21 protein-coding genes are annotated in these 25,648 nt (G+C 69.3%); 11 read left to right on the top strand and 10 right to left on the bottom strand.

Annotated elements, in window-relative coordinates; genetic code table 11:
• Positions 1-103: 103 nt before the first annotated feature.
• The 4 genes from EV186_RS20920 (at position 104) to EV186_RS20905 (ending at position 6,639) form a co-directional block, all read left to right on the top strand.
• Positions 104-1,522 (top strand): APC family permease, encoded by a 1,419-nt coding sequence (locus EV186_RS20920; protein ID WP_133850985.1) that lies wholly within the window; start codon positions 104-106, stop codon positions 1,520-1,522.
• A 19-nt stretch (positions 1,523-1,541) separates the two neighbouring features.
• Positions 1,542-4,388, top strand: a complete 2,847-nt coding sequence (locus EV186_RS20915) for a glycosyl hydrolase 2 galactose-binding domain-containing protein (protein ID WP_133850984.1) — start codon at positions 1,542-1,544, stop codon at positions 4,386-4,388.
• Complete coding sequence (locus tag EV186_RS20910; RefSeq protein WP_133850983.1) at positions 4,385-5,281, top strand: ROK family protein; 897 nt, start codon at positions 4,385-4,387, stop codon at positions 5,279-5,281. The genes EV186_RS20915 and EV186_RS20910 overlap by 4 nt, the downstream gene beginning before the upstream one ends.
• A 236-nt stretch (positions 5,282-5,517) precedes the next feature.
• Complete coding sequence (locus EV186_RS20905; RefSeq protein WP_166659251.1) at positions 5,518-6,639, top strand: HNH endonuclease signature motif containing protein; 1,122 nt, start codon at positions 5,518-5,520, stop codon at positions 6,637-6,639.
• Positions 6,640-7,243: 604 nt separating this feature from the next.
• Here EV186_RS20905 and EV186_RS20900 read toward each other — a convergent pair.
• Together EV186_RS20900 and EV186_RS20895 are read right to left on the bottom strand one after the other, a co-directional pair.
• A complete protein-coding gene (locus EV186_RS20900) occupies positions 7,244-8,842 on the bottom strand; it encodes an RICIN domain-containing protein (protein ID WP_133850981.1) in 1,599 nt (532 codons plus the stop codon).
• Positions 8,843-9,187: 345 nt separating this feature from the next.
• Positions 9,188-10,960, bottom strand: coding sequence for a glycoside hydrolase family 2 protein (locus EV186_RS20895; RefSeq protein WP_133851388.1), 1,773 nt, complete (start codon positions 10,958-10,960; stop codon positions 9,188-9,190).
• Between the two features lie 299 nt (positions 10,961-11,259).
• On the opposite strand from EV186_RS20895, the gene EV186_RS20890 reads away from it, so the two are divergent.
• Positions 11,260-12,444, top strand: coding sequence for an alginate lyase family protein (locus tag EV186_RS20890; RefSeq protein ID WP_133850980.1), 1,185 nt, complete (start codon positions 11,260-11,262; stop codon positions 12,442-12,444).
• A gap of 195 nt (positions 12,445-12,639) precedes the next feature.
• Here the strand turns inward: EV186_RS20890 and EV186_RS20885 are convergent, their stop codons facing one another.
• Together EV186_RS20885 and EV186_RS20880 are read right to left on the bottom strand one after the other, a co-directional pair.
• Positions 12,640-13,437, bottom strand: a complete 798-nt coding sequence (locus EV186_RS20885) for an NAD-dependent epimerase/dehydratase family protein (RefSeq protein WP_279538313.1) — start codon at positions 13,435-13,437, stop codon at positions 12,640-12,642.
• A gap of 10 nt (positions 13,438-13,447) precedes the next feature.
• The gene (locus tag EV186_RS20880; RefSeq protein ID WP_133850979.1) at positions 13,448-14,230 is read right to left on the bottom strand and encodes an IclR family transcriptional regulator; all 783 of its coding nucleotides are present in this window, start codon (positions 14,228-14,230) and stop codon (positions 13,448-13,450) included.
• A 117-nt stretch (positions 14,231-14,347) separates the two neighbouring features.
• Between EV186_RS20880 and EV186_RS20875 the strand changes: the two genes are divergently transcribed.
• The 4 genes from EV186_RS20875 to EV186_RS20860 are packed head-to-tail and all read left to right on the top strand — an operon-like array spanning position 14,348 to position 19,081.
• Positions 14,348-15,250: a 5-dehydro-4-deoxyglucarate dehydratase gene (locus tag EV186_RS20875; protein ID WP_166659250.1), complete on the top strand. Its 903-nt coding sequence runs from the start codon at positions 14,348-14,350 to the stop codon at positions 15,248-15,250.
• A complete protein-coding gene (locus EV186_RS20870; protein WP_133850978.1) occupies positions 15,247-16,503 on the top strand; it encodes a glucarate dehydratase family protein in 1,257 nt (418 codons plus the stop codon). Before EV186_RS20875 ends, EV186_RS20870 begins: the two co-directional genes overlap by 4 nt.
• 25 nt (positions 16,504-16,528) lie before the next feature.
• Positions 16,529-17,650 (top strand): hypothetical protein, encoded by a 1,122-nt coding sequence (locus tag EV186_RS20865; protein ID WP_133850977.1) that lies wholly within the window; start codon positions 16,529-16,531, stop codon positions 17,648-17,650.
• Positions 17,651-19,081, top strand: coding sequence for an aldehyde dehydrogenase (NADP(+)) (locus tag EV186_RS20860; protein ID WP_133850976.1), 1,431 nt, complete (start codon positions 17,651-17,653; stop codon positions 19,079-19,081).
• A gap of 5 nt (positions 19,082-19,086) precedes the next feature.
• On the opposite strand, the gene EV186_RS20855 is transcribed toward EV186_RS20860, so the two are convergent.
• Together EV186_RS20855 and EV186_RS20850 are read right to left on the bottom strand one after the other, a co-directional pair.
• Positions 19,087-19,650, bottom strand: a complete 564-nt coding sequence (locus EV186_RS20855) for a hypothetical protein (protein WP_133850975.1) — start codon at positions 19,648-19,650, stop codon at positions 19,087-19,089.
• Positions 19,651-19,778: 128 nt separating this feature from the next.
• On the bottom strand, positions 19,779-20,156 hold the full coding sequence (locus EV186_RS20850; protein ID WP_133851385.1) for an acyl-CoA thioesterase: 378 nt from the start codon (positions 20,154-20,156) through the stop codon (positions 19,779-19,781).
• Positions 20,157-20,330: 174 nt separating this feature from the next.
• Here EV186_RS20850 and EV186_RS20845 point away from each other — a divergent pair, with 174 nt between their 5' ends.
• Together EV186_RS20845 and EV186_RS20840 are read left to right on the top strand one after the other, a co-directional pair.
• On the top strand, positions 20,331-20,816 hold the full coding sequence (locus EV186_RS20845; protein ID WP_133850974.1) for an MgpC family cytadherence protein: 486 nt from the start codon (positions 20,331-20,333) through the stop codon (positions 20,814-20,816).
• Between the two features lie 61 nt (positions 20,817-20,877).
• The gene (locus EV186_RS20840) at positions 20,878-22,104 is read left to right on the top strand and encodes an MFS transporter (protein WP_133850973.1); all 1,227 of its coding nucleotides are present in this window, start codon (positions 20,878-20,880) and stop codon (positions 22,102-22,104) included.
• On the opposite strand, the gene EV186_RS20835 is transcribed toward EV186_RS20840, so the two are convergent.
• The 4 genes from EV186_RS20835 to EV186_RS20820 form a co-directional block, all read right to left on the bottom strand.
• On the bottom strand, positions 22,067-22,642 hold the full coding sequence (locus EV186_RS20835) for a TetR/AcrR family transcriptional regulator (protein WP_133850972.1): 576 nt from the start codon (positions 22,640-22,642) through the stop codon (positions 22,067-22,069). The two genes, EV186_RS20840 and EV186_RS20835, sit on opposite strands and share 38 nt — an antisense overlap.
• A 308-nt stretch (positions 22,643-22,950) precedes the next feature.
• The gene (locus EV186_RS20830; protein ID WP_133850971.1) at positions 22,951-24,267 is read right to left on the bottom strand and encodes an RNA polymerase sigma factor; all 1,317 of its coding nucleotides are present in this window, start codon (positions 24,265-24,267) and stop codon (positions 22,951-22,953) included.
• A gap of 16 nt (positions 24,268-24,283) precedes the next feature.
• Complete coding sequence (locus EV186_RS20825; protein ID WP_133851384.1) at positions 24,284-24,679, bottom strand: YciI family protein; 396 nt, start codon at positions 24,677-24,679, stop codon at positions 24,284-24,286.
• Positions 24,680-24,962: 283 nt separating this feature from the next.
• On the bottom strand, positions 24,963-25,556 hold the full coding sequence (locus tag EV186_RS20820; protein WP_133850970.1) for an HSP18 transcriptional regulator: 594 nt from the start codon (positions 25,554-25,556) through the stop codon (positions 24,963-24,965).
• Positions 25,557-25,648: the final 92 nt, after the last annotated feature.

The following is a 25,648-nucleotide window of genomic DNA, read 5'->3' as shown; positions in this document are numbered from 1 at the left end:
ACCTCTCGACTCCCTGGTTCGCGAGTTTACGGGGATCGGGCTCTTCCCTCGCGCTTCCACGTATGTTAAGAAACTTTACGAACTTCTGACAGGGAGGCCAGCGGTGGCAGCAGACCCGCGTCTCGAGCGGCGCATCGGCCCCGTTCAGGCGACTGCGATCAACATGACCCAGATGTGCGGCATCGGCCCGTTCGTCACGATCCCCGCGATGGTGGCGACGATGGGCGGGCCGCAGGCGATGTTCGGCTGGATCGTCGGCGCGCTCATCGCGTTGTGCGACGGCCTGGTGTGGGCCGAGCTCGGCGCCGCCATGCCGGGCGCAGGCGGCACCTACATCTACCTTCGTGAGGCTTTCCAGTACCGCACCGGCAAACTGATGCCGTTCCTCTTCGCGTGGAGCGCGGTGCTCTTCATCCCGCTGATCATGTCCACCGGCGTGATCGGCCTCGTGCAGTACCTGGGCTACCTGTGGCCCGCCATGCTCACCGCCGACGGCAGCACGTCGACGCTCGGGCACCTCGTGGGCATCGGCATCACCGTGGTCGTGGTCGTCGCGCTGTACCGGCGGATCGGTCAGATCGGCAAGCTGACCACCGCGCTCTTCGCGATCATGCTCATCTCGATCATCGGCGTGATCATCGCGGCGTTCAGCCACTTCCACGGCAGCCTGGCCTTCGCCTACACCCCGGGCGCGTTCCACCTGTTCGGCGGGGCGTTCTGGGCGGGCCTCGGCGCCGGCCTGATCGTCGCGGTCTACGACTACCTCGGCTACAACACGACCGCCTACCTCGGCGCCGAGCTGCGCGACCCCGGTCGCACCCTGCCCCGCTCGATCATCACCGCGATCCTCGGGATCATGACGCTGTACTTCCTGTTCCAGCTCGGCGTGCTCGGGGTGCTGCCCGCCGACAAGATCCAGTCCTCGCCGTACTTCGCGTCCACGGTGCTGGAGATGACCTGGGGCAGCACGGCCGCGAAGATCTTCACGGTCACGATCGTGATCACAGCATTTGGCTCGGTGTTCGCGGGCCTGCTCGGCGGCTCGCGAGTGCCGTACGAGGCCGCGCGGGACAAGGTGTTCCTGCCCGTGTTCGCCCGCCTGCACCCGCGGATGAACTTCCCGACGCTGGGCCTGTTCGCCATGGGCGTGATCACCGCGGTCGGCTCGCTGTTCACGCTGACCGACGTGATCAACGCGGCGCTCGCCGTGCTGGTGCTCATCCAGGGCATCGCGCAGGTGGCCGCGCTGGTTGTGTTGCGGCGCAGGCAACCCCACCTGCGCCGGCCGTACAAAATGTGGCTCTACCCGGTGCCCGCGATCATCGTGCTGGTCGGCTGGGTCTACATCTACAAGTCCGCGAACTGGCAGTCGATCTGGCTCTCGCTCATCTGGCTGGTCATCGGCGGCGTCGCGTTCCTGATCTGGGCGGGCGCCGAGCACACGTGGCCGTTCGGCCCCAAGGAGATCAACGAGCAGTACGCGTCCGATTCCGACGACTCCGTCCCCGCCACCGCGGGCTGACCCGGGAGGACACCCCACCATGGCTCGCAAACGGCTCGCTCTCGTGGCCGCCGCCGCTCTTGTGGCCGCGCTCGGCCCGGTGACGGCGAGTGCCGCACCCGAGCACGGCCACCCGCACGCGGGTGAAGACGGCCTCACCACGCTCGGCCTCGCCGGCTGGCAGGTGCAGAGCAGTGCGGTCGCTACTCAACCGGGGGCGCAGGTTTCGGCCCCGGGTTTCGACACGGCCGCGTGGCTCAAAGTGCACCCGGACGACGCGGGCGCACCCGGCACGGAACTCGGCGCCCTGCTACAGAACGGCGAATGCCCGAATGTTTTCGTCGGCGACAACATGCGCCAGTGCTTCGGTTACATGAGCAAGCGCGGCCCGGTGACGGTGCCGCGGTTCGCGGTGCCGTGGTGGTTCCGCACGGAGTTCACAGCGCCGGCCGGTAAGCACGCCGACCTCGTGCTCAACGGTGTGGTCGGCGAAGGTGACGTGTGGGTCAACGGCACCGAGGTCGCCGGGCACGACGTGGTGACGGGCGCGTTCGTCAAGCGCACCTTCGACGTCAGCGCGCTGGTGCACGACGGGCCGAACGCGCTGGCCATCGAGATGCACCCCAACAACCCCAACAAGATGTTCACCCTCGACGACGCGGACTGGAACCAGATCCCGCCGGACAACAACACCGGCATCCAGTTCCCGGTGCAGTTGCGCGTCACCGACGGGCTCACCGACACGAACGCCCACGTCGTGCAGCAAAACAACACTGACGTGACCCGGTCGGAGCTGACCGTGAAGACCGACGTCACCAACGACACCGACCAGGCCCGCTCGGTGGCCGCCACCGCGACGATCACGCCACCGGGCGCGCGTTCCCCCATCGTGGTGCACGCGAGCGTGCAAGTGGCCGCGCACCAGACCACGACGGTGACGTTCCCGGTGGTGACGCTCGACCACCCGCAGGTCTGGTGGCCGTACCGGATGGGTGCGCAGCCGCTGTACACCTTGGACACTTCGGTGCGCTCGGGCGAGCTGTCCGCACAGTCCACTCGCGACACGTTCGGCATCCGGACGATCAGCACCAAGCTGATCGGCGCGGCGCCGCAGGCACCGGACGGCGTGCGGCAGTTCGCCGTCAACGGCAAGCCGATCGTGTTCCGGGCCGGCGGGTACGCGCCGGAGCTGTTCCTGCGGTACTCGAAAGTCGATGTGGCGCACCAGATCGCGCTGATCCGCAACCTCGGCCTGAACGGCATCCGCCTCGAAGGCCACGACATGCCCGACGACTTCTACCAGCAGATGGACCGCGCGGGCATCCTGATCGACGCCGGGTTCATGTGCTGCGACCGCTGGGAGCTGCCCAGCAGCGGCAACGGCGTCACCGAGCACGACTACCAGGTCATCCACGACTCGGCGCTGACGCTGGGCCAGCGGCTGCGCAACCACCCGAGCGTGCTGAACTACGGCTGGAGCGACAACAACCCGATCCCCCGGCAGGAAACGGAGTCCATCAACGGCTTCCACGAGGCCGACTTCCAGGAGCCGCTGATCGCCTCGGCCGAGTACAAGAGCACCGAGAAGCTCGGGCCCGCGGGAGAGAAGGAAGGCCCGTACGACTGGGTGCCGCCGAGCTACTGGTACGACACCACGCACTACGACCCGCAGGACGACAGCCGCACCAACGTGGGCGGGTCGTGGGGTTTCGCGAGCGAGCAGAGCGCCGGTGACACGGTGCCCACAATGGACTCGATCCAGCGGTTCCTGACCCCGGACGAGCAGGCGAAGCTCTGGCAGGAGCCGGACTACAACCAGTACCACGCCAACTACGAACCCGGGCACGGCGGTTACAAGTTCGGCACGCTCTACACGTTCGACCAGGCCATGGCCACCCGCTACGGCCAGTGGTCCAGTTTGGACTCCTACGTGCAGACCGCGCAGATCGCCAACTACGAGAACACCCGCTCGCAGTTCGAGGCGTTCCTCGCCCACTCCACCAACAAGGACGCGCCGTCCACCGGCGTGATCTACTGGCAGCTCAACAAGGGCTGGCCGACGCTGTTGTGGTCGCTCTACAACGCCGACGGCGACCAGCCCGGCAGCTTCTTCGGGGCCAAGAAGGCCAACGCCCCCGTGCACGCCATCTACACCTACGACGACGGCACGGTCGCGCTGGACAACCTGGGCGCCGGGGCGCAGAAGGGCTTGTCGGTGCAAGCCAAGGTGTACGACACGGCGGGCAAGCTGCTCGACGACCAGACCGCGCACGGCATCGACCTGGCCAGCCAGCAAGTCCGCACCAAGGTGCTGACGCCTTCGGTACCGGCGACGACTACTCCGCCGGTCAAGGCCAAGGTGTCCTTTGTGGAACTGCTGGTGCGCAAGGGCGGCACGGTCGTCGACCGCAACGTCTACTGGATCTCCAGCCAGCGCGACGTGGTGGACTGGCCGTCGTCCTACGGCAACCCGCAGGCGACGCTCAGCCAGTACGCGGCATACCAGGACCTGCAGAACCTGGACGCGGCTCAGCTGAAGGTGACCGCGCGGACCGACGCTCGCCCCGGCCCGGACGGTGCGGACACCGCCACCACGGTGACGATCACCAACACGTCCACCAAGCCCGCGGTCGGCTTCTTCCTGCGGGCAGATCTCCGACGCGGCACGGCGGACGGGCACGAACAGCCCGGCGACAACCAGGTCGCGGCCGCGCTCTGGGACGACAACGACCTGACGTTGTGGCCCGGTGAGTCGCAGACGATCACCACCACCTACCGCGCGGCCGACCTGCACGGCGCGGCGCCGGTGGTGAGCGTGCGGGGTGCGAACACCCAGCGGCTGGTGGTGGCCGCGCCACGTGGGCGATGCGGGGTCGCCGCGGGATGACGGACGCGGTGTTGGGCATCGACTTCGGCGGCACGAAGATCGCCGTCGGAGTCGCTGCCCCCACGGGGGAGTTGCTGGCGAGCACACGCCTGGACACCGACGCGGGATCCGGTGCCGCACAAGCCGTCGAGCGCGCGTTGCGGGCTGGGCGGGAGCTGGCACCGAACCCCGCGGCGGTGGGCGTGTGCAGCCCGGGCATCGTGCTGCCGGACCGGATCCTGTTGGCCCCCAACGTTCCTGGCTGGGGTGACCTACGCCTGGCCGAACTGGTCACCGCCGAGTTCGGCGCGGTCCCGGTCGCCGTCGGCACGGACGCGAAAGCCGCCGGCCTCGCCGAGTACACCTGGGGGGTGCTCGGCGAGGCCGACCCGGCGGTCTACCTGTCGCTCGGCACCGGCCTGGCCGCGGCCATCCTGATCGGTGGGCGGGTGCTGGGCGGGGCCAACGGCGCCGCGGGCGAATTCGGCTACAACGTGCGCGACCGGTCCGCGCCGGACGCCTTCGCCTCGGGCGCGGCGCCGCTGGAGGAAGCGGTCGGCGGCATCGGGTTGGGGCGCCGTGCAACTTCCCTGTTCGGCGTGCCCACGTCTGCGGCGCAGTTGTTTGCCTTGGCTCAGACGGACTCCCGCGCTTCGGCTCTGGTCGACGATGCCCTGGACGAGCTGGCCGTGCACGTGGCGAACCTGGCCATCGCCGTTGATCCGGAGTTGATGGCTGTGGGTGGCGGGTTTCTCGGGGCTGCCGATTTCGTGTTGCCCGCGTTGCGGCGGCGGTTGGCGCAGGCTGTGCCGTTTCCGCCCAAGGTGGTTCCTGCGCATTTTGGGGCTGATGCTTCTTTGCGGGGGGCTTTGGCTTTGGCTCTGCAGGCGCTTGGGGCTCAACCTCGGGCTTGAGTGTTTAACACGCTGCGGTCAGCGTCAAGGGCGCCTTCGGCGTCGGCTTCGCCGATTGCTTCGCAACCCTTGACCCTGACCGCAGCGTGCTAAAGGGCGCCCGGACGAGGTTGAGGGGGCGGTGTGGTTTCGCCCTTTCGTGGGTTTGTGTTGCCGGGCTGCGGTTGCGTTGGTTTGTCGGGTTGAGCCCGTTTGCTGTTAGGCCGTTTGGTCGTATGTTGTGGTATGATTGGGTTATGGATCTGGGGGAGCTTCAGTCGCTTGTCGCCGAACGTCGGCGGCTTGATTTGGCGATCCTGGATTCGATTTCTCGGGTTGATTGGCGTGAGTCCGGGTATTTGTATTTGTGGCAGTTTCTGATGGATGCGTTGCGGGTGGGTCGACGCGAAGCGAAGCAGTTGGAGACTCAGGTTTCGCTGGTGTGCCCGAAGATGGGCATCACCGGTCAGGTGATCCCGCCGCAGCTTCCCGCTGCCCGTGCGGCGATGGCCGAGGGTGCGATCTCCACTGAGCACGTCACCCGCATCGCGAAGACAGTCGCGGCGGTGCCCCATGAGCACGCCGACCAAGTCGAAGCTGACCTGGCCGAGCTGGCCCGCGAATTCAACCCCGCCCAGCTTGCCCGCCTGGGCAAGCGCATGGTCGACGCCCTGGATCCCGATGGTCCCAAGCCAGTCGATTCGACTGTGGTGGAGGCCCAGAACATCCTGGACCTGCAGGAGAACGAGGACGGCTCGCTGGAGGGCCGATTCAAGTTGGGCGCCGAAACGGCTGCTGTCCTGCGCCCTCTGTTGTCGTCGCTGACCGCCCCGCAGCCCGGCGACGACCGCACGCTGGTGGAGCGTCAGGGTGACGCGCTGGCCGAGGTGATCCGCTTCGCCGCCGACTCCGGGCAGGCCCCGATCGAGGGTGGCGAGCGCCCGCACATCGCGGTCACCGTGTCCCTGGAGACCTTGCAGACCGCGATCGGCAAGGCCACTCTCGACGACGCTCGGTGGATGACTCCGGAGCAGGCCCGTCGTTTCGCTTGCGACGCCGAAATCATCCCGGTCGTGCTGGGCAGTAAGTCCCAGCCAATCGATATCGGTGAGTCGAAACGCCTAGCCGACAAGCGATTGCGTAGAGCACTTGCCATCAGAGACAAGGGATGCGCGGTCCCGGGATGTGAGCGAACGCCGAACCAATGTCAGGCCCACCACGTACAACATTGGGCTGACGGCGGTCCGACCAGGCTGGACAACATGGTGTTGGTATGCCAATTCCATCATCGCCTAATCCACCATGCCGGGTGGACGGTGCATATGGACAACGGCCTGCCGGTCTTCACTAAACCGCCGTGGCTGAGGCACGCCGTTTAAACGGAACTGACTTCAGCGGCGCCAGACCACCAATGGACCACCCACGCCGCCGCCGGCCATCCACCGCAACGCAGCCACTCAACCGGGCCACCCCCGCAGCGCAACCACCACGGCCCCGGTGGCAAGGGTGTTTCGCCGCCCCGACCTCACGCCGTCCCAACCACCGCGCGGCGAAACACCCGCGGCAGCCCCGGCGACACGCCACCCAACCGAACGCCACACGTCTCACCGGCCCAGAGCAGCACCCCGGAGCCACCCGGCCCAAGCGGCTCCCAACTTCCATCTGCGGAACCCCCGCTTGCACCGAGCCCCCTCCACACCAAGGCGCCGCTGTCGCGGCGAATACCCCATCAGCTTCGCGGTCGGGCGCTGTTGCCAGGTCGCCCCGGCGCGGTAGCCCCTGCGGCAACCCCGGGATCACCGGGCTCCCGCCTCCAGATCTGGGGCGAGAGCCAGCTGCACGTCCACTGCTGCACGTTGGCCGCAGCCTGCGCGAGCCGCCGGTCTCCTGCTGGTCCTGCAGAACCTCCAGTAGCCCCACTTGGCTCACGTGGTCCCCGCAGCCGCACCGCCAGGGACAGCCTCCGGTGCAGCAACCGACAGATCAGCGAGGCTCCAGCTTCCAGATCTGTGGCGACAACCGGTTGCACGTCCACTGCTGCACATTCGCGCCCGCCTGCGCCGAACCTCCCGCCACATCAAGGCAGTTCCCGCTGGCACTGCGGAAACTCCAGTAACCATCGCCTTCGTTGATCGGGCGCCACTGCTGGGCCGCCCCGCCGCAATCCCATTGGCTCACGTTGGTCCCCGGCGCGGTACCGCCGCCGTCGACGCCAACGCACAGGCCGCTGTTCTGGCCGCGCAACGTGAACACGCCCGGGGAGACCTGGGTGAACAGGAAGTTCTGCGGGCCCAGGCCGTTGCAGTCCCACTGCTGGATGTTGCCGCCGGGCACGCGGGAGTCCGCGGACACGTCGAGGCACTTCGCGCTCAGGACGTTGATCAGCCGATAGGTGCGCCCGCTGACCAGGCCGAACCCCGTCGAGTCCTGGGTGCCCTGGGCGGAACCCGTTGCGTAGTAGGGCTTGCAGATTGTGCCGTCATACGCGGTGGCGATCTCGAGCACGCGGGTGCCGTCGGTGGACGGCAGCAGCGGGGAGCTGTAGTTGGGGCAGTAATTGTTCGGCGGGTTGTCCACGGCGACCGGCGCGTTGATCGGGAACCAGTTGCCGCCGCCCTCGGTGTTGACCAGCACGGTGCGCCCGCTGGTGGTGGCGATGGCGCCGTTGGCCTCGCGGAACTGCTGGCCGACGACCAGCAGCCGGCCGTTGCTGGCCGCGGCGAGCGTCGCCGCGTGGGTGAAGTACTGGCCGGTCGCGGTCCTGACCAGCGGACCCTGGTCGTCCGGTGGCCCCCAGTTCGCGCCGTCGGCCGAGGTTCGGTAGTGCACCGCGCAGTCGTACTGGTTGCCGGTGCCGCAGATCTCGTACGTCATGTAGAACAGGCCGTTGCCCAACCGCCGCACGACGGCCATGCCCGGTCGCAAGCCTTGCGCGGGCGGCGCGACGGTCGGGTAGACCTGGCTCCAGTGGATGCCGTCGGAGGAGAAGCGTTCGACCAGTTTCTGGCTGTGCGCGGGGTCGGTCTCGTCGGAGTAGTGGCAGACGAGGTCGCCCTCGGTGTCCACCGAGACCTCCGGTTCCCAGAGCCCGCCGGTGTTCGGCGCGTTCTGGCAGGTGGAGAGGAACGACCAGGTCACGCCGTGGTCCTGGCTCTGCCACAGGCTGATCGTCATCCGCCGGTTCGGCGCGTCCTGGCCGATGGAGACCGACCAGATCAGCGTGCCCTCGGGCATCGCGCCGATCGGCTTGGGCAACTCGAAGAGCGAATTGCAGCAGATCCCGAGCGGCGCCGCCTGATCGCGCACGGCGCCGATCTGGGTGAACGTGGCACCGTCGTTGGTGCTGCGGTAGATGGCGCCGTTCCCGCCGCCGTCGAAGCCGACGACGCTGGCGATGAGCTGGCCGTTGGCCGCGCCAGAGTGCTGGAGCCGAATCACCCGCGGGTAGAGGCCGGTGTCGTTGCGCAGCAGTTGGCCGGTGGTCGCCAGCTGCACTTGCGACGCGGCTGCTTGTGCGGGTATGGCCAGCCCGAGGGCGACGATCATCGCGAACAGGGCACGGATCGATCTGGCAGCACGCATCGCGCACTCCTCGGACGAAGGCCGGGAAATCGATTACCCAAAGCGTTGCTTTGACGGTAGAGATTCACCAAATCCCCGGTCAATCGGCCGTTCGGGGTAGCCACGCGCCCGTGTCCCTCCTCGGGGACGAGCACGAATGTGGAACACACCCAACCGGCACGGGGGACACACCCGGCGGGAACGGGGGACACACCCCGCGGGAAGAGGGGACACACCCGGCCGGAACGGGGGACACGCCCGGCGGGAAGGGGGGACACGCCCGGGTGGGGCGGTTCGGCTCGGCGGGGAGTCCCGTGCGCGGGCGGGTGGCGGAGCGCCCGCGCCAACCCGCCGAGCCGAACCTGGTCAGGTGGCGGAGCCCGCCGCGATGACGCGCAGGTTGTCCGCGCGGATGGCGGTCGCGTCGAACTTGACCACCTTGCGGTCGTAGGTCAGCAGGCCGTTGACCTCGTTCTCCACGTCGGTCGTCTGCGTGTAGACCGCCGCCGACAGGGCGCCGTTGGCCGCCAGGTCCTCGAGTTTGCTGGACAGCTCGCCGTACCTGGTCGTCAACTGCGCCTTGGTGTCTTCCATCTCGTACGCGTGCGGGTTGCCCGGCCACAGGTGGCCGTCGACGACCAGGCCCAGACCGCCGTATTCACCGTCCACAATGGCCCGATCGTCGCGCACCGCCGGCGTGCCGGGGCCGACGTACGTGTGGTCGTCGTAGATGTCCCCGGCGCCGGAGTCCGGTTTGGAGTAACAGCAGTTGACGCCCGAGTCCGCGTTCACCAAGCGGGTCGGGTCCAGCGACTTCACGTGGTCGGCGATCTCCGCCGTCGCGAACTCGCCCCAGCCCTCGTTGAACGGCACCCAGCTCACGATCGACGTGACGCTGCGGTGCTGCGCGATCAGCTCGTCCAGCCCGGCGCGGTAGTTCACCTGCTGTGCCGCGTTCGGCTCCGGGGTCTGCTCCGGCGGGATGGCGAGGTCGATCGGCAGCGCCGGCATGTCCTGCCACACGAGCATGCCGAGCCGGTCCGCCCAGTAGTACCACCGGTCCGGCTCGACCTTCGTGTGCTTGCGGATCATGTTGTAGCCCAACGCCTTGGTCTCGGCGATGTCGTAGCGCAGCGCCTCGTCGGTCGGCGCCGTGTACAGGCCGTCCGGCCAGAAGCCCTGGTCGAGCGGGCCGTACTGGAAGAGGATCTTGCCGTTCAGGGCCATCCGCGGGCGCCCGGCATCGTCGCGGACCAGGCTGATCGTGCGCAGGCCCGCGTAGCTGGTCACCTTGTCCTGGCCCGCCGTCACGCTGAACGTGTACAGGTACGGGTCCCCCGGGCTCCACCAGTGCGCATCGCGGATCTTCACCTTGAGCGCCGTGTTCGTCCGGCCGGTGGCGGTCCCGGCCGTCGCACCGTGCGGGGTGCGAGCGACGACTTCGACTGGGGCGTCGCCGGTCGCCCGCGCGGTGATGGTGAAGGTGCCGTCCGCGGCCGGGGTGATGTCCAGTGTGGACACGTGCGTTTCCGGAACCGGTTCCAGCCACACGGTTTGCCAGATGCCCGACGAACCCTGGTACAGGATGCCGCCGTCGCCGGTGGTGCGCTGCTTGCCGATCGGGAAGTCGCCGTTCTGGTTGCGGTCCACCGCGCCGACGATCAGTTCCTGCGGGCCGTGCCCGCGCAACGCGTCGGTGATGTCGGCGCTGAACGCGGCATAACCGCCCGCGTGCGTGGCGACCTGCTTCCCGTTGACCCACACGGTCGCGACTTGGTCGACGGCGCCGAAGTTGAGCAGGACCCGCTCGCCGTGCCAGCTGCCGGGAACGGTGAACGTGCGCCGGTAGTACATGGCGTCGTCGTGGCGCTGGATGCCCGAGAGCCCGGACTCCGGCGGGTACGGCACGAGGATGCGTTCGGCCAGGTCCTGGCCGATGGGCGGCTGGTCGCTGGTGGCGGCCGCGTACTGCCAGACACCGTTGAGGTTCTGCCACTGGTCGCGGGCGAGTTGCGGGCGCGGGTACTCGGGCAGGGCGTTGTCCGGGCCAACCTCGTGGGTCCACGGGGTGGCCAGCGGCGGTGGCTTGGGGTGCCAGCCGCCCGCGTCGTGGGCCTGCGCCGGCCCAGCCATGATCATGGAACCCGCCGTGAGCACACCGGTCACCAGAGCCACCGTTCGTCGCCGCATCAGGTGCTGCCCCCATCCTGTCAACGATCCACGAACCAACAGGATCGAACGTCAGGAACCAACAGTCAACACCTCCGATCAAGATTCATCGGTGGCTGATCAGCATGATGAACGGCTATTCACGGTGATGACATTTTCCGGAATGGATAGGCAAACAACTGGAAAGAGTCTTGACAGTTGCGCACGAACGTCTCGAAACTGGAGTGATCCTGCTCACTTCGACCTTTGACGCTCGTCCAAGGAGAACCATGTCCCTCCGTCGTAAGGCCACGTGTGTCCTCACGCTGGTCGTCGGGGTTGCCGCGCTGGTCACGGGCCCGCTCCAGGCACAAGCGGCACCGGCGGCGTTCAGCCATCCGGGCGTGCTCGTCAGCCGGGCACAACTCGATTTCGTGAAAGCGAAGGTCAATTCCGGCGCGCAACCCTGGTCGTCGGCATTCGACCAGATGATGGGCAGTTCCTACGCTTCTCTGTCTCGGCAGCCGAAACCGCGGGCCATCGTGGAATGCGGTTCCTACTCCAATCCCAACTACGGCTGCACGGACGAGCGCGAGGACGCCATCGCGGCCTACACCGACGCGCTCGCCTGGTACCTCACCGGCGACAGCCGCTACGCCGACAAGGCCATCTCGATCATGGACGCCTGGTCTGCGGTGATCCAGAACCACACGAACTCCAACGCGCCGCTGCAGACCGGCTGGGCCGGTGCGGTGTGGCCACGGGCCGCGGAGATCATCCGCTACACCTACGGCGGCTGGTCCGCGTCGAGCATCGACCGGTTCAAGACCATGCTGCGCAACGTCTACCTGTCCAAGGTCGCCGGCGGGAGCAACAGCAACGGCAACTGGGAGCTCGTGATGATGGAGGCCGCGGTCGGCATCTCCGTCTTCCTCGACGACAAGAGCGCCTACGACAGCGCGATGGCGCGGTTCCGCAACCGCACGGCGGCGTACGTGTACCTGACCAGCGACGGTGCCCTGCCCAAGACCGTGCCGGGCAGCGGGCTCGACACCCGCGACGAGATCGTCAGCTACTGGCAGGGGCAGAGCACGTTCGTGCAGGGCCTGACCCAGGAGACCTGCCGCGACTTCACCCACACCGGGTACGGGATCGCGTCCATTTCGGACGTTGCCGAGACCGCGTGGATCCAGGGCGAGGACCTGTACCAGACCGACGTGGGCACGCGGTTGCGGTACGCGCTGGGGTTCCAGGCGCTCTACGAGCGCGGGGCCGCGGTGCCGTCGTGGTTGTGCGACGGGTCGGTGAAGCGCGGGCTCGGGCCGGTCACCGAGGTCGGCTTCAACGCCCTGCACACCCGGCTCGGGATCGCGATGACCAATACGCAGGCGTTGACCGAGGGCAACCGGCCGGCGGGGAGCAACAACCTGTTCGTGGCCTGGGAAACCCTGACCCACGCCGAGAACCCCGCCTGAGCCCCGGGCGTGTCCCACGTTCAGCGCGGGTGTGTCCCACGTTGGGACCGGGTGTGTCCCACACTCAGGTGTGGGACACACTCGACGCGAGCGTGGGACACGCCTGACGCGAGCGTGGGACACACCCGACGCGAGCGTGGGACACACCCGGCGTGGATGTGGGACACGCCTGGCGGGAGTGGGGGACACGCTTGGCTAGAGGGGGTTGTAGTGGCCTAGGGGGGCGGTGCAGAAGGGGCCGCCTACGTATTCGGCGGCGACTCCCGAAGGGTCCGGGGCGTCGGCCAGTTGGTCCGCATAGGACTCGGCGTCGTCCTTCGGTTCGTAGCCCAGGGCTCGGGCCTCGTCGAGGGAGTAGATGCGCCGGGTGTTGTTCGAAACGCCCCAGATCACGCGGTATCCCGGCGACGGCGCGCTCAGGCAGGCCTCGAACAACCGGGCGCCGTCGTCGGGGGAGAGCCACGTGGTCAGGCCGCGCTTGCCCAGCTTCAACGGGTCCGGGAAGCACGAGCCGATCCGGATGACGATCACGTCCATGCCGAACCGCGAGTGGTAGAGGCTGCCGAGCGCCTCCATCGCCGCTTTGCCGACGCCGTAATAGGTGTCGGGCCGCGGGCTCGAATCGGCGGGCAGTTCCGCGTCGATCGGGCGGAAGCCCGCCGCGTGGTTCGACGAGGCCAGGACCACCCGCGGGACTCCGGCGGCACGCGCGGCGTCCAGTACCACCTGGGTGCCGTTGATGTTGACCGACAGGATCTCTTCCCAGCTGTTCTCCCGGCTGTGCCCGCCCAGGTGGATCACCGCGTCGACGTCGACGCACGCCTCAGCCATCGCCGCGGCGTCCGTGACCGAAGCGGTGATCACCTCGTCGTCGCTGGAAGGCTCGACCGCGGCGATGTCAAGCAGCCGCAGGATCCGGCCGTCCTTGCGCAGCCGCGGCCGCATCAAAGTGCCGACGATGCCGGCCGCACCGGTGATCAGGATTCGTTCCACTGCAGTCCTCTCAACGGATTCCGGCCCGGCGCAGGCGCTGGCCGAGGCGAGCGGTCGTCTCCGCGACCAGCTCGCCGACCCGGGTCGCGGCGGCGTCGTCGGCCTCGTCGACCGGCATGGAGCAGCTGATCGCGTCGGTGCCGGGGATGCGGTACGGGATGACCGCGGCCACGCACCGCACGCCCATCGAGCCTTCCTCGACCTCCGAGGCCCAGCCACGCTCGCGGGTCAGCGCGCATTCCTCGTGGAGGGCGTCGCGCGAGGTGATGGTGTTGGGGGTCAGGCCGTGCAGGATCGGTGGCAGCAGGGCGTCGATCTCGTCGGCGGTCAGCTCGGCCAGCAACGCCTTGCCCAGCGCGGTCGCGTGCGTGGGCAGGGTGCGGCCCACGCGGGAGATCAGGTGGGTGGACCGGTGCGACTCGCGGGTCTCCAGGTACACCACCTGGACGCCGTCGCGGCGGGCGTAGTGGGCCGTGAAACCGGTCTGCTCGCGCAGTTGTTCCAGCGCCTCGGTCGCGAACGGGACGACCGGGTCGCGGTCGAGGTACGCGGTGCCGCACATGAGCGCGCGCACGCCCAGGCGGTAGCGCGCGGTGTTCGGGTCGGCCTCCAGCCAGCCCGCGTCCAGGAGGGTGTGCACGAGTCCGTGCAGGCTGGAGCGCGGGAAGCCGGTGCGTGCGTGCAGGTCCGCCAGGGAGAGCCAGACCTCGCCCGCGGCGAAGGTTTCCAGCAGGTCCACGGCCCGGCGGGCGGACTTCACGCCGGATGGCTCAACGACGGTCGCCTCCGACATGGGGAACCTCCTGCGGTTTTGCGTCGTTTGACACGTGTCCGGCGCGACATTAGCGTACCGAATGCGTTCACGATAGCAGTGAACGTTCCTATATGTGAACATCTCGAGGAGTTGCGTGTGGACCTGACCGGGCTGCTGGCGTTCCCGCTCACCCCGTTCACCGAGAGCCTCGAGGTGAACCTGGACGCGTTCGCCGAGGGCGTCGAGGCGCACGTCGAACACGGTGCGGGCGCGTTGTTCGTCGCGTGCGGCACGGGTGAGTTCAGCTCGCTCAGCCCCGACGAACACCTCACCCTCCTGCGCACCGCGCGTGACGTGGTGGGCGGCCGGGTGCCGGTCTGGGTCGGCGCGGGCGGTGGCGCGGCGACCGCGCGGGCCGGGATCGCCGCGGCCCAGGAGGCCGGCGCCGACGGCGTCCTGCTGCTCCCGCCCTACCTCGTGACCGGCCCGCCGTCGGGCCTGGTCGAGCACGTCCGCTACGCCGTGCACGACAGCACGATCCCGGTGATCGTCTACCAGCGCGGCTCCGGCCGCTACACCGCGGACGCGGCCGCCGCGCTGCTCGACATCCCGGCCGTCGTGGGGCTCAAGGACGGGCTCGGCGACGTCGACCTGATGACCCGGATCGTCACCACGATCCGTGCGCGGCGCCCGGAGTTCTTGTTCTTCAACGGGTTGCCCACCGCCGAGGTCGCTGCCCGGGCCTACGCGGCCATCGGGGTCGCGCGGTACTCCTCGGCCGTGCACTGCTTCGCGCCGGAGATCGCGACGCGCTTCCACCGGGCGCTCGCCGAGGGCGACGACGACACCATGGACCAGCTGCTCGAGCACTTCTACCTGCCGCTGGTGGCCTTGCGCGACGAGACGCCGGGGTTCGCGGTGTCGCTGGTGAAGGCCGCCGCACGCATGCGCGGGCACAAGGTCGGCAGCGTCCGGCCGCCGTTCGTGGAGCCGACGCCCGAGCAGCTCGACCGGCTCGCGGCCATCGTCGACGCCGGCTACGCGGAGGTGGCCAAGTGAAGATCAGGGAAGCGGTCCTCACGCCGGTCGCGTTCGCCGACGCGCCCCTGCTCAACGCGATGGGCGTGCACGAGCCGTTCGCGCTGCGCAGCGTCCTGCAGCTGGTCTGCGAGGACGGCGTGGTCGGGCTCGGCGAGTCCTACGGCGACAGCGGTTTCCTCGACCAGGCCCGCAAGGTGGTGCCGCTGCTGGCCGGGCACGACGTGTTCGACCTGCCCGGCCTGCGCCGCAAGGTCGCCGAGGCCCTCGGCGGCGCGGTGTTCGTCGACGAGCACGGCCTGACCGGCGGGTTCTCCTCGGGCAAGACGATCGCCAGCGTCTACTCGCTGTTCGAGGTGGCCATGCTCGACGCGCAGGGCCACGCGCTCGGCCGCCCGGTGGCCGACCTGCTCGGCGGCAAGGCCCGCGACGAGGTCGAGTTCTCCGCCTACCTCTTCTACAAGTTCGGCGGCCACCTGGGCGCCGAGCACGACGCGTGGGGCGAGGTCACCACGCCCGAGGCGCTGGTCGGCGAGGCCAAGCGCATGATCGACGAGTACGGCTTCACGGCGATCAAGCTCAAGGCCGGCGTCTTCGAGCCCGCGCAGGAGGTCGAGGGCATCCGCGCGCTGGCCGACGCCTTCCCCGGCCACCCGCTGCGGATCGACCCGAACGGCGCCTGGCGGGTCGAGACGGCCAAGAAGGTCGCCAGGGACCTCGACGGCGTGCTCGAGTACCTGGAGGACCCGACGCCGGGCATCGAGGGCATGGCCGAGGTGGCCAAGCACGCGTCCATGCCGCTGGCCACGAACATGTGCGTGATCCGGTTCGACGACGTCGAGCCGGCGTTTCGCCAGCGTGCGGTGGGTATCGTGCTGTCGGACCACCACTTCTGGGGCGGCCTGCGCGACACGCAGGCGCTGTCGGTGCTGTGCCGGACGTTCGACGTCGGGCTCTCGATGCACTCGAACAGCCACCTCGGGATCAGCCTCGCGGCCATGGTTCATGTGGCGGCCGCCACACCACACCTCTCTTACGCGTGCGACACGCACTGGCCGTGGAAGACTGAGGATGTGGTGGTTCCCGGTGCGCTGGTGTTCCGCGACGGCAAGGTCGCGGTGCCCCAAGGCCCGGGTCTTGGCGTCGAGCTGGATCCCGACGCGCTGGCCAGGCTGCATGAGCAGTATGTCCGATGTGGACAGACCAAGCGTGACGACGTGACCTACATGCGCCGGTTCACCGGAACCTTCGATCCGAATACGGCACGGTGGTAGCCGAGCGATGTGGGGTGACTGAGCGATGCTGGTGACGGGGTACGCGTACGGCTGGGATGTCCAGGAGACTGGATTCGTCGAACGTGTACGGGAACTCGGCGTGGCCGAGGTAGCCGTCGCCACGTCGTACCACGCGACGCGCGCGGCGACGCCGTGGTCGCCGGACCACACGACGGTCATGGCGCCGCACGGCGCCTTCTACCGCCCGGTGCGAGACGAGGTCTGGGGCGCGTTGCGCCCGCGCGCCGCGAACTGGATGCCCGAGGACATCGCGGGCGACGCGATCCGGACGCTGAACGAGGCCGGGATCCCGGCTGCGGCGTGGGTCGTGCTGACCCACAACTCGCTGCTCGGCGAGCTGAACCCGGGCCTGGCCGTGCAGAACTGCTTCGGTGAGCGGTACCGGTGGGGGCTCTGCCCGTCGCACCCGGAGGTCCAGGAGTACTCGGCCTCCGTGGTCGCCGAGTCGCTGCGCGACGTCGACGTCGCGTCGGTGATCCTCGAGTCCTGCGGCCAGATGGGGTGCGCGCACCACAACCACCACGAGAAGACCGACGCGGTGTGGTCGCCCGCGGCCATGCGGCTGCTGTCGATCTGCTGCTGCCCGTCCTGTGTGGACGATCCGGCGACGCTGCGCGCGCTGCGTGACGAGGTCCGGCGGCTGATCGCCACCGGCGACCTCACCGCGACCGAGGACCAGCTGCCCCCGGCGCTGACCGAGGAGCTGCTCGCGACCCGGCACCGGGCCACCGACACCCTGCGCAAGGCCGTGCTTTCCGTTGTGCCGCAAGGCGTGCGGACCGTCCTGCACGGTTCCGTCGACCCGTGGGTGACCGGCGCGCTGCCCGGCTTCACGCCGTCGGCCGCGTCCGATGTGGACGCCGTCGTGCTGCCCGGCTGGGCGGTGGGCCAGGCGAGCGTGGACACCGTCGCGACCGCGCGGGCGACGCTCGGGGACACCACGATCGGCAGCTACATCACCGCCGTCGCCGCGAACCCGGTGCCCGACATCGCCGGCTACGTAGGCGATCTCGCCGGTGCGGGCGCCGACGAACTGCACCTCTACCACCTCGGCCTCGCCGGTCCGGCCCGCTGGGCGGACATGCGCACGGCCGTCCAAGCCGCACAAGCCGCGGGGAGGTCTTAAGTGGACACAGCGCCAGAGGCTTTGGAACGGGTACTGACCGCTGCCGCCGAGGCGGCCGGTCCGGCGGGCGTAAGCACGCCGGCCGAGCGCGCGGCGTGGCTGACCGCCGCGGCCGACGCGCTGGACGCCGCCGCCGACGAGCTGATCGAGCTCGCCGCCGGCGAGACGCACCTGCCCGCGAAGCCGAGGCTCGCGGGGGAGCTGGCGCGCACCACGTTCCAGCTGCGCCTGTTCGCCGAGGTGCTGGCCGACGGCGCTTTCCTGGACGCCACCGTGGACCACGCCGACCCGGCGTGGCCGATGGGCGCGCGCCCGGACATCCGGCGGATGAAGATCGCGATCGGCCCGGTGCTGGTGTTCGCGGCCAGCAACTTCCCGTTCGCGTTCAGCGTGGCCGGCGGGGACACCGCGTCGGCGCTGGCCGCGGGGTGCCCGGTGATCCTCAAGGCCCACCCCGGCCACCCGCGGCTTTCCGACCGGACGGGGGAGATCCTGCGTGAGGCGCTGGTCGGCGCCGGCGCGCCCGAGGGCATCTTCGCGGTGATCGACGGCGTGGAGGTCGGCGTCACGGCGCTCAAGGACCCGCGGATCGCGGCGGCTTCGTTCACCGGCTCGGTCAACGGCGGGCGCGCGTTGTTCGACATCGCCAACGCCCGGCCCGTGCCGATCCCGTTCTACGGTGAGCTCGGCAGCGTGAACCCGGTCGTGGTCACGCCGGGTGCCGCCGCGGCGCGTGGCGCGGAGATCGCCGCCGGGTACGCCGGCTCGTTCACCCTGGGTACCGGCCAGTTCTGCACCAAGCCCGGCCTGCTGTTCCTGCCCGAGGGCCACGGCATGACCGAGGCGTTGCGCGGCGCCGTCGAGGGCGCGTCCGCCGGGCAGATGCTGACCGAGAAGATCCAGGAAGGCTTCACCGCCGGGCTTTCGGCGTTGCGTGACGTGTCCGGCATGCGGGTGGTCGCGGACGGGCCGCCGACGCTGCTGGCCATCGGCGCCGCCGACTTCGTCGCCGGTGGTGAGACCGTGCACGAGGAGTGCTTCGGCCCGTCGTCGATCGTCGTCGAGTACGCCGACGTCAACGAGCTGATCGCGTTGCTCGCCGGGCTGCAGCCGGGCCTGACCGCGACCGTGCAGGGCGAGGAGTCCGAGGCCCCGCTGGTCGCGGCGCTGATGCCGGTGCTGACCGCGCTGGCCGGTCGCCTGCTGTGGAACGACTGGCCGACCGGGGTGACGGTGAGCTGGGCCCAGCAGCACGGCGGCCCGTACCCCGCGACGACCGCGCCGACCACGACGTCGGTCGGGACGGCGGCCATCGAACGGTTCCTGCGGCCGGTGGCGTGGCAGGGATTCCCCGACGTGTTGCTGCCCGCCGCGTTGCGGGAGGCCAACCCCTGGCAGCTCCCGCGACGCGTCGACGGCAAGCTCAGCTGAGCCCTTCACGCCATGGAGGCCACCGGGTCGTCGGCCAGCAGTTCGATCAGGAAGTTGTTGGAGACCTGGTGCCATGCGACGCCCACGGCACCCGGCTGCGGGTCGACGGCGATGGTGCCGAGCAGGGGCATGCCGTTGGCGGTGAGCATCGCGGACAGCTCGGCGAGGCGATCACCCACGACGTAGCCGAGCTCGACGACCGGGTGCGCCGGGTTCGCGCCGAAGAAGCTGCCCGGCACCGGGTCGAGCAGTTCGACGTGCGGTTCGGGGCCCTTGCTGAGCGTGAACCGGTCGGTGTAGGTGTGCACGTGGCCGGCTTCGTCGCGCAACGTGAGGGTTTCCACCACCGGCTGGTAGAACTCGAGACCGATGGTCGCCGTCAGCTTGGCCAGCACTTCGTCGAAGTTCGGCGCGATGGCCACTCCCACGTGGTGCAGCGGTCCGAAAGCGTCGGGAAGGCCTGCGGCCTGGGCGATCGAGCCGAGTCCCAGCAAGGGTATCGCCGCGGCGCCGACCAGCCCGCCCACCAGGGCGCCGCGCCTGCTGATCTCTTTCGGAGTCTCGTTCATCGACGGCCTTTCGGGGAACTCGAGAGGACCCACCCGCTGGTGGTGCCAGCACTGTATGAGCGTCGAGGTCCGAAGATCGGCCCGCTCGATGATCACTATCGGGCACACCGCCATGCCCGCAGGGCCATCTAGCGGAAGGCGGCTCTGATGTCCTCGGGCGGCGCGGCCGGGCGCTTGGTCGCCTGGTCGATCCACACGTAGCGGTTGACGACTTCCGTGGCCGGCAGTTCGCCGTTCTGCACCTCGAACCGCAGCACCAGCGACGTGGTGCCGACGCGCTCGACGTACGCGGAGACGAGCAACTCGTCGTCGTAGCGGCACGGCGCCAGGTACCGGACGTTCGACTCGGCGACCACCATGTCGAAGCCACGGTCGAGGACGGCCTGGTAGCTGCCGAAGAGCTCGCGGAAGACCTCGGCGCAGGCCATGTCGGCGTAGGCGAGGTAGTGGGCGTTGAAGACCACGGCCTGCGGATCGCATTCGTGGTAGCGCACCCGCAGGGGCATTTTCACCAAAGGGTTCGAATCGGCCACCCGACCAACCTATCGCGCTGGGACGAATGGTCGAGCAGTCTGCGTATTCTGGACGAACTTCACACTCAACTAGTGAGTAATTCACGAACGCACGGCACCATCAACGGAGTCCCCCGAACCTTCCCCCGAGTTCGAAGGAATCCCCCGATGCGCCTCGCCCCCGTACTCGCCGCGGCCGGTGTCAGCACCGCGACCGCCGCCGCCCTCGTGTTCGCCGCCCCCGCCGCGGACGCGAGCGGCTACAAGATGACCCAGTCCCAGGCCGCGTCCGCCTTCCGCAGCGCGGGCATCACGTGGAGCTCCAGTGGCGGCTGCACCGACCGCTACAACTCGACGTGCACCTCGTTCGAGCAGATCAACTCCGGCACCGTCAACACGATCATCACCCTGAAGAACGCCAGCGGCTGCGCCATCAACATCACCGGTGGCACCGAGACCGGCCACGCGTCCGGCACCTACAGCCACTGGAACGGCTACAAGGTCGACATCTCGCACAACAGCTGCATCGACGGCTACATCCACAACTCCTTCACCTACATCGGCTACCGCGGTGACGGCTACCCGCAGTGGAAGGCAGCCTCCGGCAACCTCTACTGCGACGAAGGCAACCACTGGGACATCACCGTCTACTGACGTTATGCCGTAAGGAAAACAGCGCCGGCCAGCCAGGCCGGCGCTGTTAGCGTCCAACCCCATGGGGGAGCAAGGACTGGGCGCGAACTTCTTCCGGCTGTGGACCGCGAGCACCACCTCGGCCCTGGGCAGCGGCGTGGCCACCGTCGCCGCGCCGCTGTTCGTGGCCACCAGGACCACCGATCCGCTGGTCGTCTCCGGCGCGTTCGCGGTCTCCTGGCTGCCCTGGCTGCTGTTCGCGCTCCCGGGTGGCGTCCTGGTCGACCGGGTCGACCGGCGCAAGCTCATGATCGTCCTCGACGGCTTCCGGGTGCTCGCCGTCGGCGTGCTGGCCACGGCCATGGCGTTGAACCTGGCCAACGTCGCCTTCCTCTACGTTGTTTTGTTCCTCATCAACAGCGGGGAAGTCGTCTTCCGCTCGGCCAGCCAGGCGATGATCCCGGCGGTGGTCGTCGACGGCCGGCTCGAGAAGGCCAACGGCTGGCTCTTCGGCGGCACCCAGCTGATGCAGGGCATGGTCGCGGGCCCGTTGGGCGCCTTCCTCTTCGTGATCGCCGCCGGCCTGCCGTTCTTCCTCAACGCAGCCACCTACGCGCTGAGCGCGCTGATGCTGGCGCTCATCGCCGGCACCTACCGGGCGCAGAAGACGAAAGCGCGGACGTTCCACGGCGACATCGCCGACGGTTTCCGCTGGTTGATGCGCCAGCGCCTGCTGCGCACCATGGCCATCCTGATCGGCCTGCTCAACCTCACCCTCACCGCGGCCACCGCCATGCTGGTCCTGCTGGCCAGGCAACGACTCGGCCTGGACGCGGTCGGCTACGGCCTGCTCTTCACCGCGGTGGCGGCGGGCGGCGTGCTCGGTTCGGTGCTGGGTGATCCGCTGATCCGCTGGCTGACCCCGACCTGGACGCTGCGCATCGGCCTGCTGGTCGAGACCGCGACCCACCTCGTCCTGGCCGCGGTGCCGAACGCCTACGCGGTCGGGGTGATCCTCTTCGCGTTCGGCGTGCACGGTTCGCTGTGGGGCATCGTCGCGAGCTCGCTGCGCCAACGCCTGACGCCGCCGGAAATGCTGGGCCGGGTCGGCAGCACCGGGCTCTTCATCGCGGCGGGCGGCAACTGCGTCGGCGCGATGATGGGCGGCGTGCTGGCCTCGGCCTTCGGGATCACCGCGCCGTACTGGCTGGGGTTCTTCGTCGCGGTGGCCGTCACGGCGACCACGTGGCGGGTGTTCCACCCGAGCGTGGTCAGCCCCGCACCAGCAACCGCGCCAGTGTCCGGGTGAAGCGGTCGGGATCCACTTCGGCCGGTGGCGTGCCAAAGTACTCCATGCTCAGGAAATAGCCGACCATCGCGCACATCATCACCGTCGATGCGGCCGAGGGGTCCGCGCGAACGACGTCGATTGGATCGGTCAAAAGTAGCTCCGCGATGCCGAGTTCCACGCCGCGTTCGACCATCAGGGAACGCACGCGTTCGGCCACGTCCGGCGCTTTTCCCCGTTCCCAGAACAGGATCGCGATCAGCCGGCGCAGCTCACCGAGGAAGGCCAGGTCGTTGCACAGCTGGGCGGCGAGTTCGCTGGCCCGGGTGCCGTCGGTGGTCGACGGGTCCACCGGGAGTTTGGCCACGCGGGTGATCTCCCGCTCGACGACCGCGGCCAGCAACTCCTGGCGGTCCTTGAAGTGCCGGTAGAAGCTGCCGCTGCCCGGCGAAAGGCCCGCGGCCGCCTCGATCGACGTCACCGGGGTGCCGAGCACGCCCCGCTCCGCGAACAGGTCGAGTGCGGCCGCCATGATCCGTTCGCGGGTGTTCTTGATCACCGCGACACTATGCACCACGGGTGCGGACGGTGGCCGACGAGGCGTACCCCGCCGGCCACCAGGGCACGCGTGCCCCGTTGGTGAACGTTGCTCCTGCGGCACCGGCGGCGGATGCGACCGCGCCACCCCACCAGTCACGCATTGGCCACACCTGCGCACGGCCGGCCGCCACGCTCCCAGCGTTCACCGACCCCTGGGTGAACGGGTTCACTCAGGCACCCGAGTATGCAAGGGCCACTCGATGTCGGCAAGACCACTCTTGCATTGGTGTGCGCGAATCACCCGGTTAGGTGGGACGTTCTGGATTGTCATGTCACGGCAAGACGTCCGGCGCGCTGGTGCAAGTAGCGTTGCAGCGGCAAGCTCATGGTGCGCTCGGCCGCCGCGAGATAAGCGGCGCGTGCTTCGGTGGGATTGCCGGACATTTCCAGCATGTGCGCGCGGGCCGCGTGAAAGCGGTGGTCGTCGGCGATGCGGTCGTCGGAAGCGAGGACCGCCAAGCGATCCAGGCCGGCGACCGGGCCGCGGGCCATCGCGACGGCGACCGCGTGGTTCAGCGCCACCACCGGGTTGTCGGCCATTTCCAGCAATTTCGTGTACAGCGCCTCGATTTGCGGCCAATCGGTCGCCTCGGCCGTCGGGGCTTCGTCGTGGACGGCGGCGATCGCGGCCTGCAATTGGTAGGGCCCGGGCGTGCGCCGGGCCAGGGCAGACGTGATCAAGGTAACGCCCTCGTCGATGAAGTCCTTGTGCCACAACGACCTGTCCTGCTCGGCCATCGGGATCAACGCGCCACCAGGGCCAACCCGCGCCGGGCGTCGGGCGTCGGTGAGCAGCATCAACGCCAGCAGCCCGGCGACTTCCGGGTCGTCGGGCACCGAACCGAACAGCATCCGGGCCAGGCGGATGGCTTCGGCGGACAGGTCGGCGCGCTGCAGCTCGGGCCCGGACGTGCTGGCGTAGCCCTCGGTGAAGATCAGGTAGAGCACGTGCGCCACGGCGGCCAGGCGTGTGGTGCGTTCGGATGGCGGCGGCGAACGGAACGGCACGCCGTGGTCGCGCACGGTCTGCTTGGCGCGGGTGATCCGCCGGGCCATCGTCGCCTCGGGCACCAGGAACGCGCGCGCGATCTCGAGGGTGGTCAGGCCGCCGACCGCGCGCAGGGTCAACGCGATCTGCGAGGCCGGGCTCAGCGCCGGGTGGCAGCACAGGAACAGCAGAACCAGCGAATCGTCCTCAGTGGACACTTCGGGGGCTGGGTCGAGGACCCACTTGTCCTCGCGGGCGCGCCGGGCCTGTTCGGCACGCAGCAGGTCGGTCAGCCGCCGGGACGCGACGGTGATCAACCAGGCCGCGGGGTCGTCGGGCGTGCCTTGGGCAGGCCATTGGGTGACGGCGGCGAGCAGGGCTTCCTGCGTGGCGTCCTCGGCGAGGTCGAAGTGGCCGTAGCGGCGCACGACCGCGCCGAGGACCCGCGGCGCGAAACCACGCAGCAGGTCCTCGGCGACCCGGCCCTCGGGGACCCGGTCCTCGGCGGCTTCGACGGGCCGACTCTCGGCGGCCGGGTTCTCGGGGGCCGGGTCGGTGGCTGCCGGGTTCTCGGGGGTCCGGTCGTTGGCGGCCATGTCCGCGCGGGCCGGGTCAGAGGCCGATGTCGTCGGCGCCGTCCATGATCGGGCGGACGTCGGCGTACGCCGTGGCCGTGATGCCCTCCGGCGCGGGGCACTCGCCGAGCCGCAGCGCGATCTCCGTGGCCCGGTCGAAGCTGTCGCACTCGACGATCCAGTAGCCGGCGAGCACTTCCTGCGTCTCGGCGTACGGGCCGTTGGTGACCACGTTGCCGGGGCCGACGCGCCGGGTGTGCACGGGTGCGGCGCACGCCCGGGTCTCGACCAGTTCGCCGGAGTCGGCGAGTGACTTGTTGAACGCGTTCATGAACTCGGCCATCTTGGCGAACGCGTCGCCGGTCCACTCGGTGTCCGTCGTCTTGCCGGACATGCCGTCGTAGTCCTGCTGCGAGCCGTAGGTGAGGATCATGTACTTCACGGTGGTCTCCTTCGTCGGTCGGCCTTTCAGCAGGGACGTCGGAGTCGTCCCGGTCAACCGGACACCCACCGCGAGGTTATTTCCCTCTCCGGGTGTGTCCCCCGTTCCCGCAGGGTGTGTCCCCCGTTCGCGTGGGGTGTGTCCCACGTTGGGCGCGCACGAAATGTGGGACACGGGGCGCCTGAGTGTGGGACACACCCGACCTGAGTGTGGGACACGCCCGGTCGGAAAGGGGGACACGCCCGGCGTGAGTGGGGGACACACCCGGTGGGGGTTATTTGGGGTCGCGGGTGCGGGTTACGTGGAGGCGCAGGGCGCCGGTTTGCTGGGTGACCTCGGAGATGCGCTCGGCCAGGTCGCTGTGGTTGGCCACCAGGTGCTCGCGCGCGTCGTCGAGGGGACCGAGCAGGGTGGCCGGGTCGTGGTGGCCGAGGGCCTCGGCGACCTGGCTGGTGCTGCGGGTGCCGGCCGCGTCCAGGCCGGTGACCGCGCTGACCTGCCCGGCGAGCATGCGCAGGGCCGCTGAGTTCTCCCGCGCCCAGGACGCCACGGCCCGGTCGGCCGCGCGCTTGCCCCGCTCGGCCGCCACCCGGGCCTCGCCGGTGGTCGCGCCGGTGTCCGACGGGCGCAGCCGCAGGTAACGGCGCTCCGCCGCCTGCCTGCTCGCGACGCCGAGCGCGGGCGCCAGTTCCGCCCAGCTCGTGCCGGCCGACCGTGCGGCGGTGATCAACTCGGGCTCCCACGTGGCCAGCTCGTCGCGGAGCAGCCGCAGGGTGTTCAGCGCCCACAAGAGCTGCTCGCGGGTCTGCTCCGCGGCCCCGTCGACGATCCGTTCGACCCTCGCGACCGTGTCCCCGACGTCTGTCATCGCTTTGACGACCTTCCGCTTGTCATCGTTTCGACGACATGTTAAAACAGAGGTGCGTGTTGACACCAGACCTGAAGACGAGGAGGGAACCC

This window comes from Labedaea rhizosphaerae (assembly GCF_004362825.1).
GTDB classification, from domain to species: Bacteria; Actinomycetota; Actinomycetes; order Mycobacteriales; family Pseudonocardiaceae; genus Labedaea; species Labedaea rhizosphaerae.
This window is presented reverse-complemented; position numbering and strand designations above follow the sequence as displayed.

What these genes read in the sequence shown, in the direction of transcription:
- EV186_RS20915 (WP_133850984.1), top strand. Translation starts at nt 1,542, where the DNA reads ATGGCTCGCAAACGGCTCGCTCTCGTGGCCGCCGCCGCTCTTGTGGCC.
- EV186_RS20910 (WP_133850983.1), top strand. Translation starts at nt 4,385, where the DNA reads ATGACGGACGCGGTGTTGGGCATCGACTTCGGCGGCACGAAGATCGCC.
- EV186_RS20825 (WP_133851384.1), bottom strand. Translation starts at nt 24,679, where the DNA reads ATGATCCTCACCTACGGCTCGCAGCAGGACTACGACGGCATGTCCGGC.
- EV186_RS20905 (WP_166659251.1), top strand. Translation starts at nt 5,518, where the DNA reads ATGGATCTGGGGGAGCTTCAGTCGCTTGTCGCCGAACGTCGGCGGCTT.
- EV186_RS20890 (WP_133850980.1), top strand. Translation starts at nt 11,260, where the DNA reads ATGTCCCTCCGTCGTAAGGCCACGTGTGTCCTCACGCTGGTCGTCGGG.
- EV186_RS20845 (WP_133850974.1), top strand. Translation starts at nt 20,331, where the DNA reads ATGCGCCTCGCCCCCGTACTCGCCGCGGCCGGTGTCAGCACCGCGACC.
- EV186_RS20880 (WP_133850979.1), bottom strand. Translation starts at nt 14,230, where the DNA reads ATGTCGGAGGCGACCGTCGTTGAGCCATCCGGCGTGAAGTCCGCCCGC.
- EV186_RS20820 (WP_133850970.1), bottom strand. Translation starts at nt 25,556, where the DNA reads ATGACAGACGTCGGGGACACGGTCGCGAGGGTCGAACGGATCGTCGAC.
- EV186_RS20895 (WP_133851388.1), bottom strand. Translation starts at nt 10,960, where the DNA reads ATGATCATGGCTGGGCCGGCGCAGGCCCACGACGCGGGCGGCTGGCAC.
- EV186_RS20850 (WP_133851385.1), bottom strand. Translation starts at nt 20,156, where the DNA reads ATGCCCCTGCGGGTGCGCTACCACGAATGCGATCCGCAGGCCGTGGTC.
- EV186_RS20830 (WP_133850971.1), bottom strand. Translation starts at nt 24,267, where the DNA reads ATGGCCGCCAACGACCGGACCCCCGAGAACCCGGCAGCCACCGACCCG.
- EV186_RS20900 (WP_133850981.1), bottom strand. Translation starts at nt 8,842, where the DNA reads ATGCGTGCTGCCAGATCGATCCGTGCCCTGTTCGCGATGATCGTCGCC.
- EV186_RS20855 (WP_133850975.1), bottom strand. Translation starts at nt 19,650, where the DNA reads ATGAACGAGACTCCGAAAGAGATCAGCAGGCGCGGCGCCCTGGTGGGC.
- EV186_RS20865 (WP_133850977.1), top strand. Translation starts at nt 16,529, where the DNA reads ATGCTGGTGACGGGGTACGCGTACGGCTGGGATGTCCAGGAGACTGGA.
- EV186_RS20840 (WP_133850973.1), top strand. Translation starts at nt 20,878, where the DNA reads ATGGGGGAGCAAGGACTGGGCGCGAACTTCTTCCGGCTGTGGACCGCG.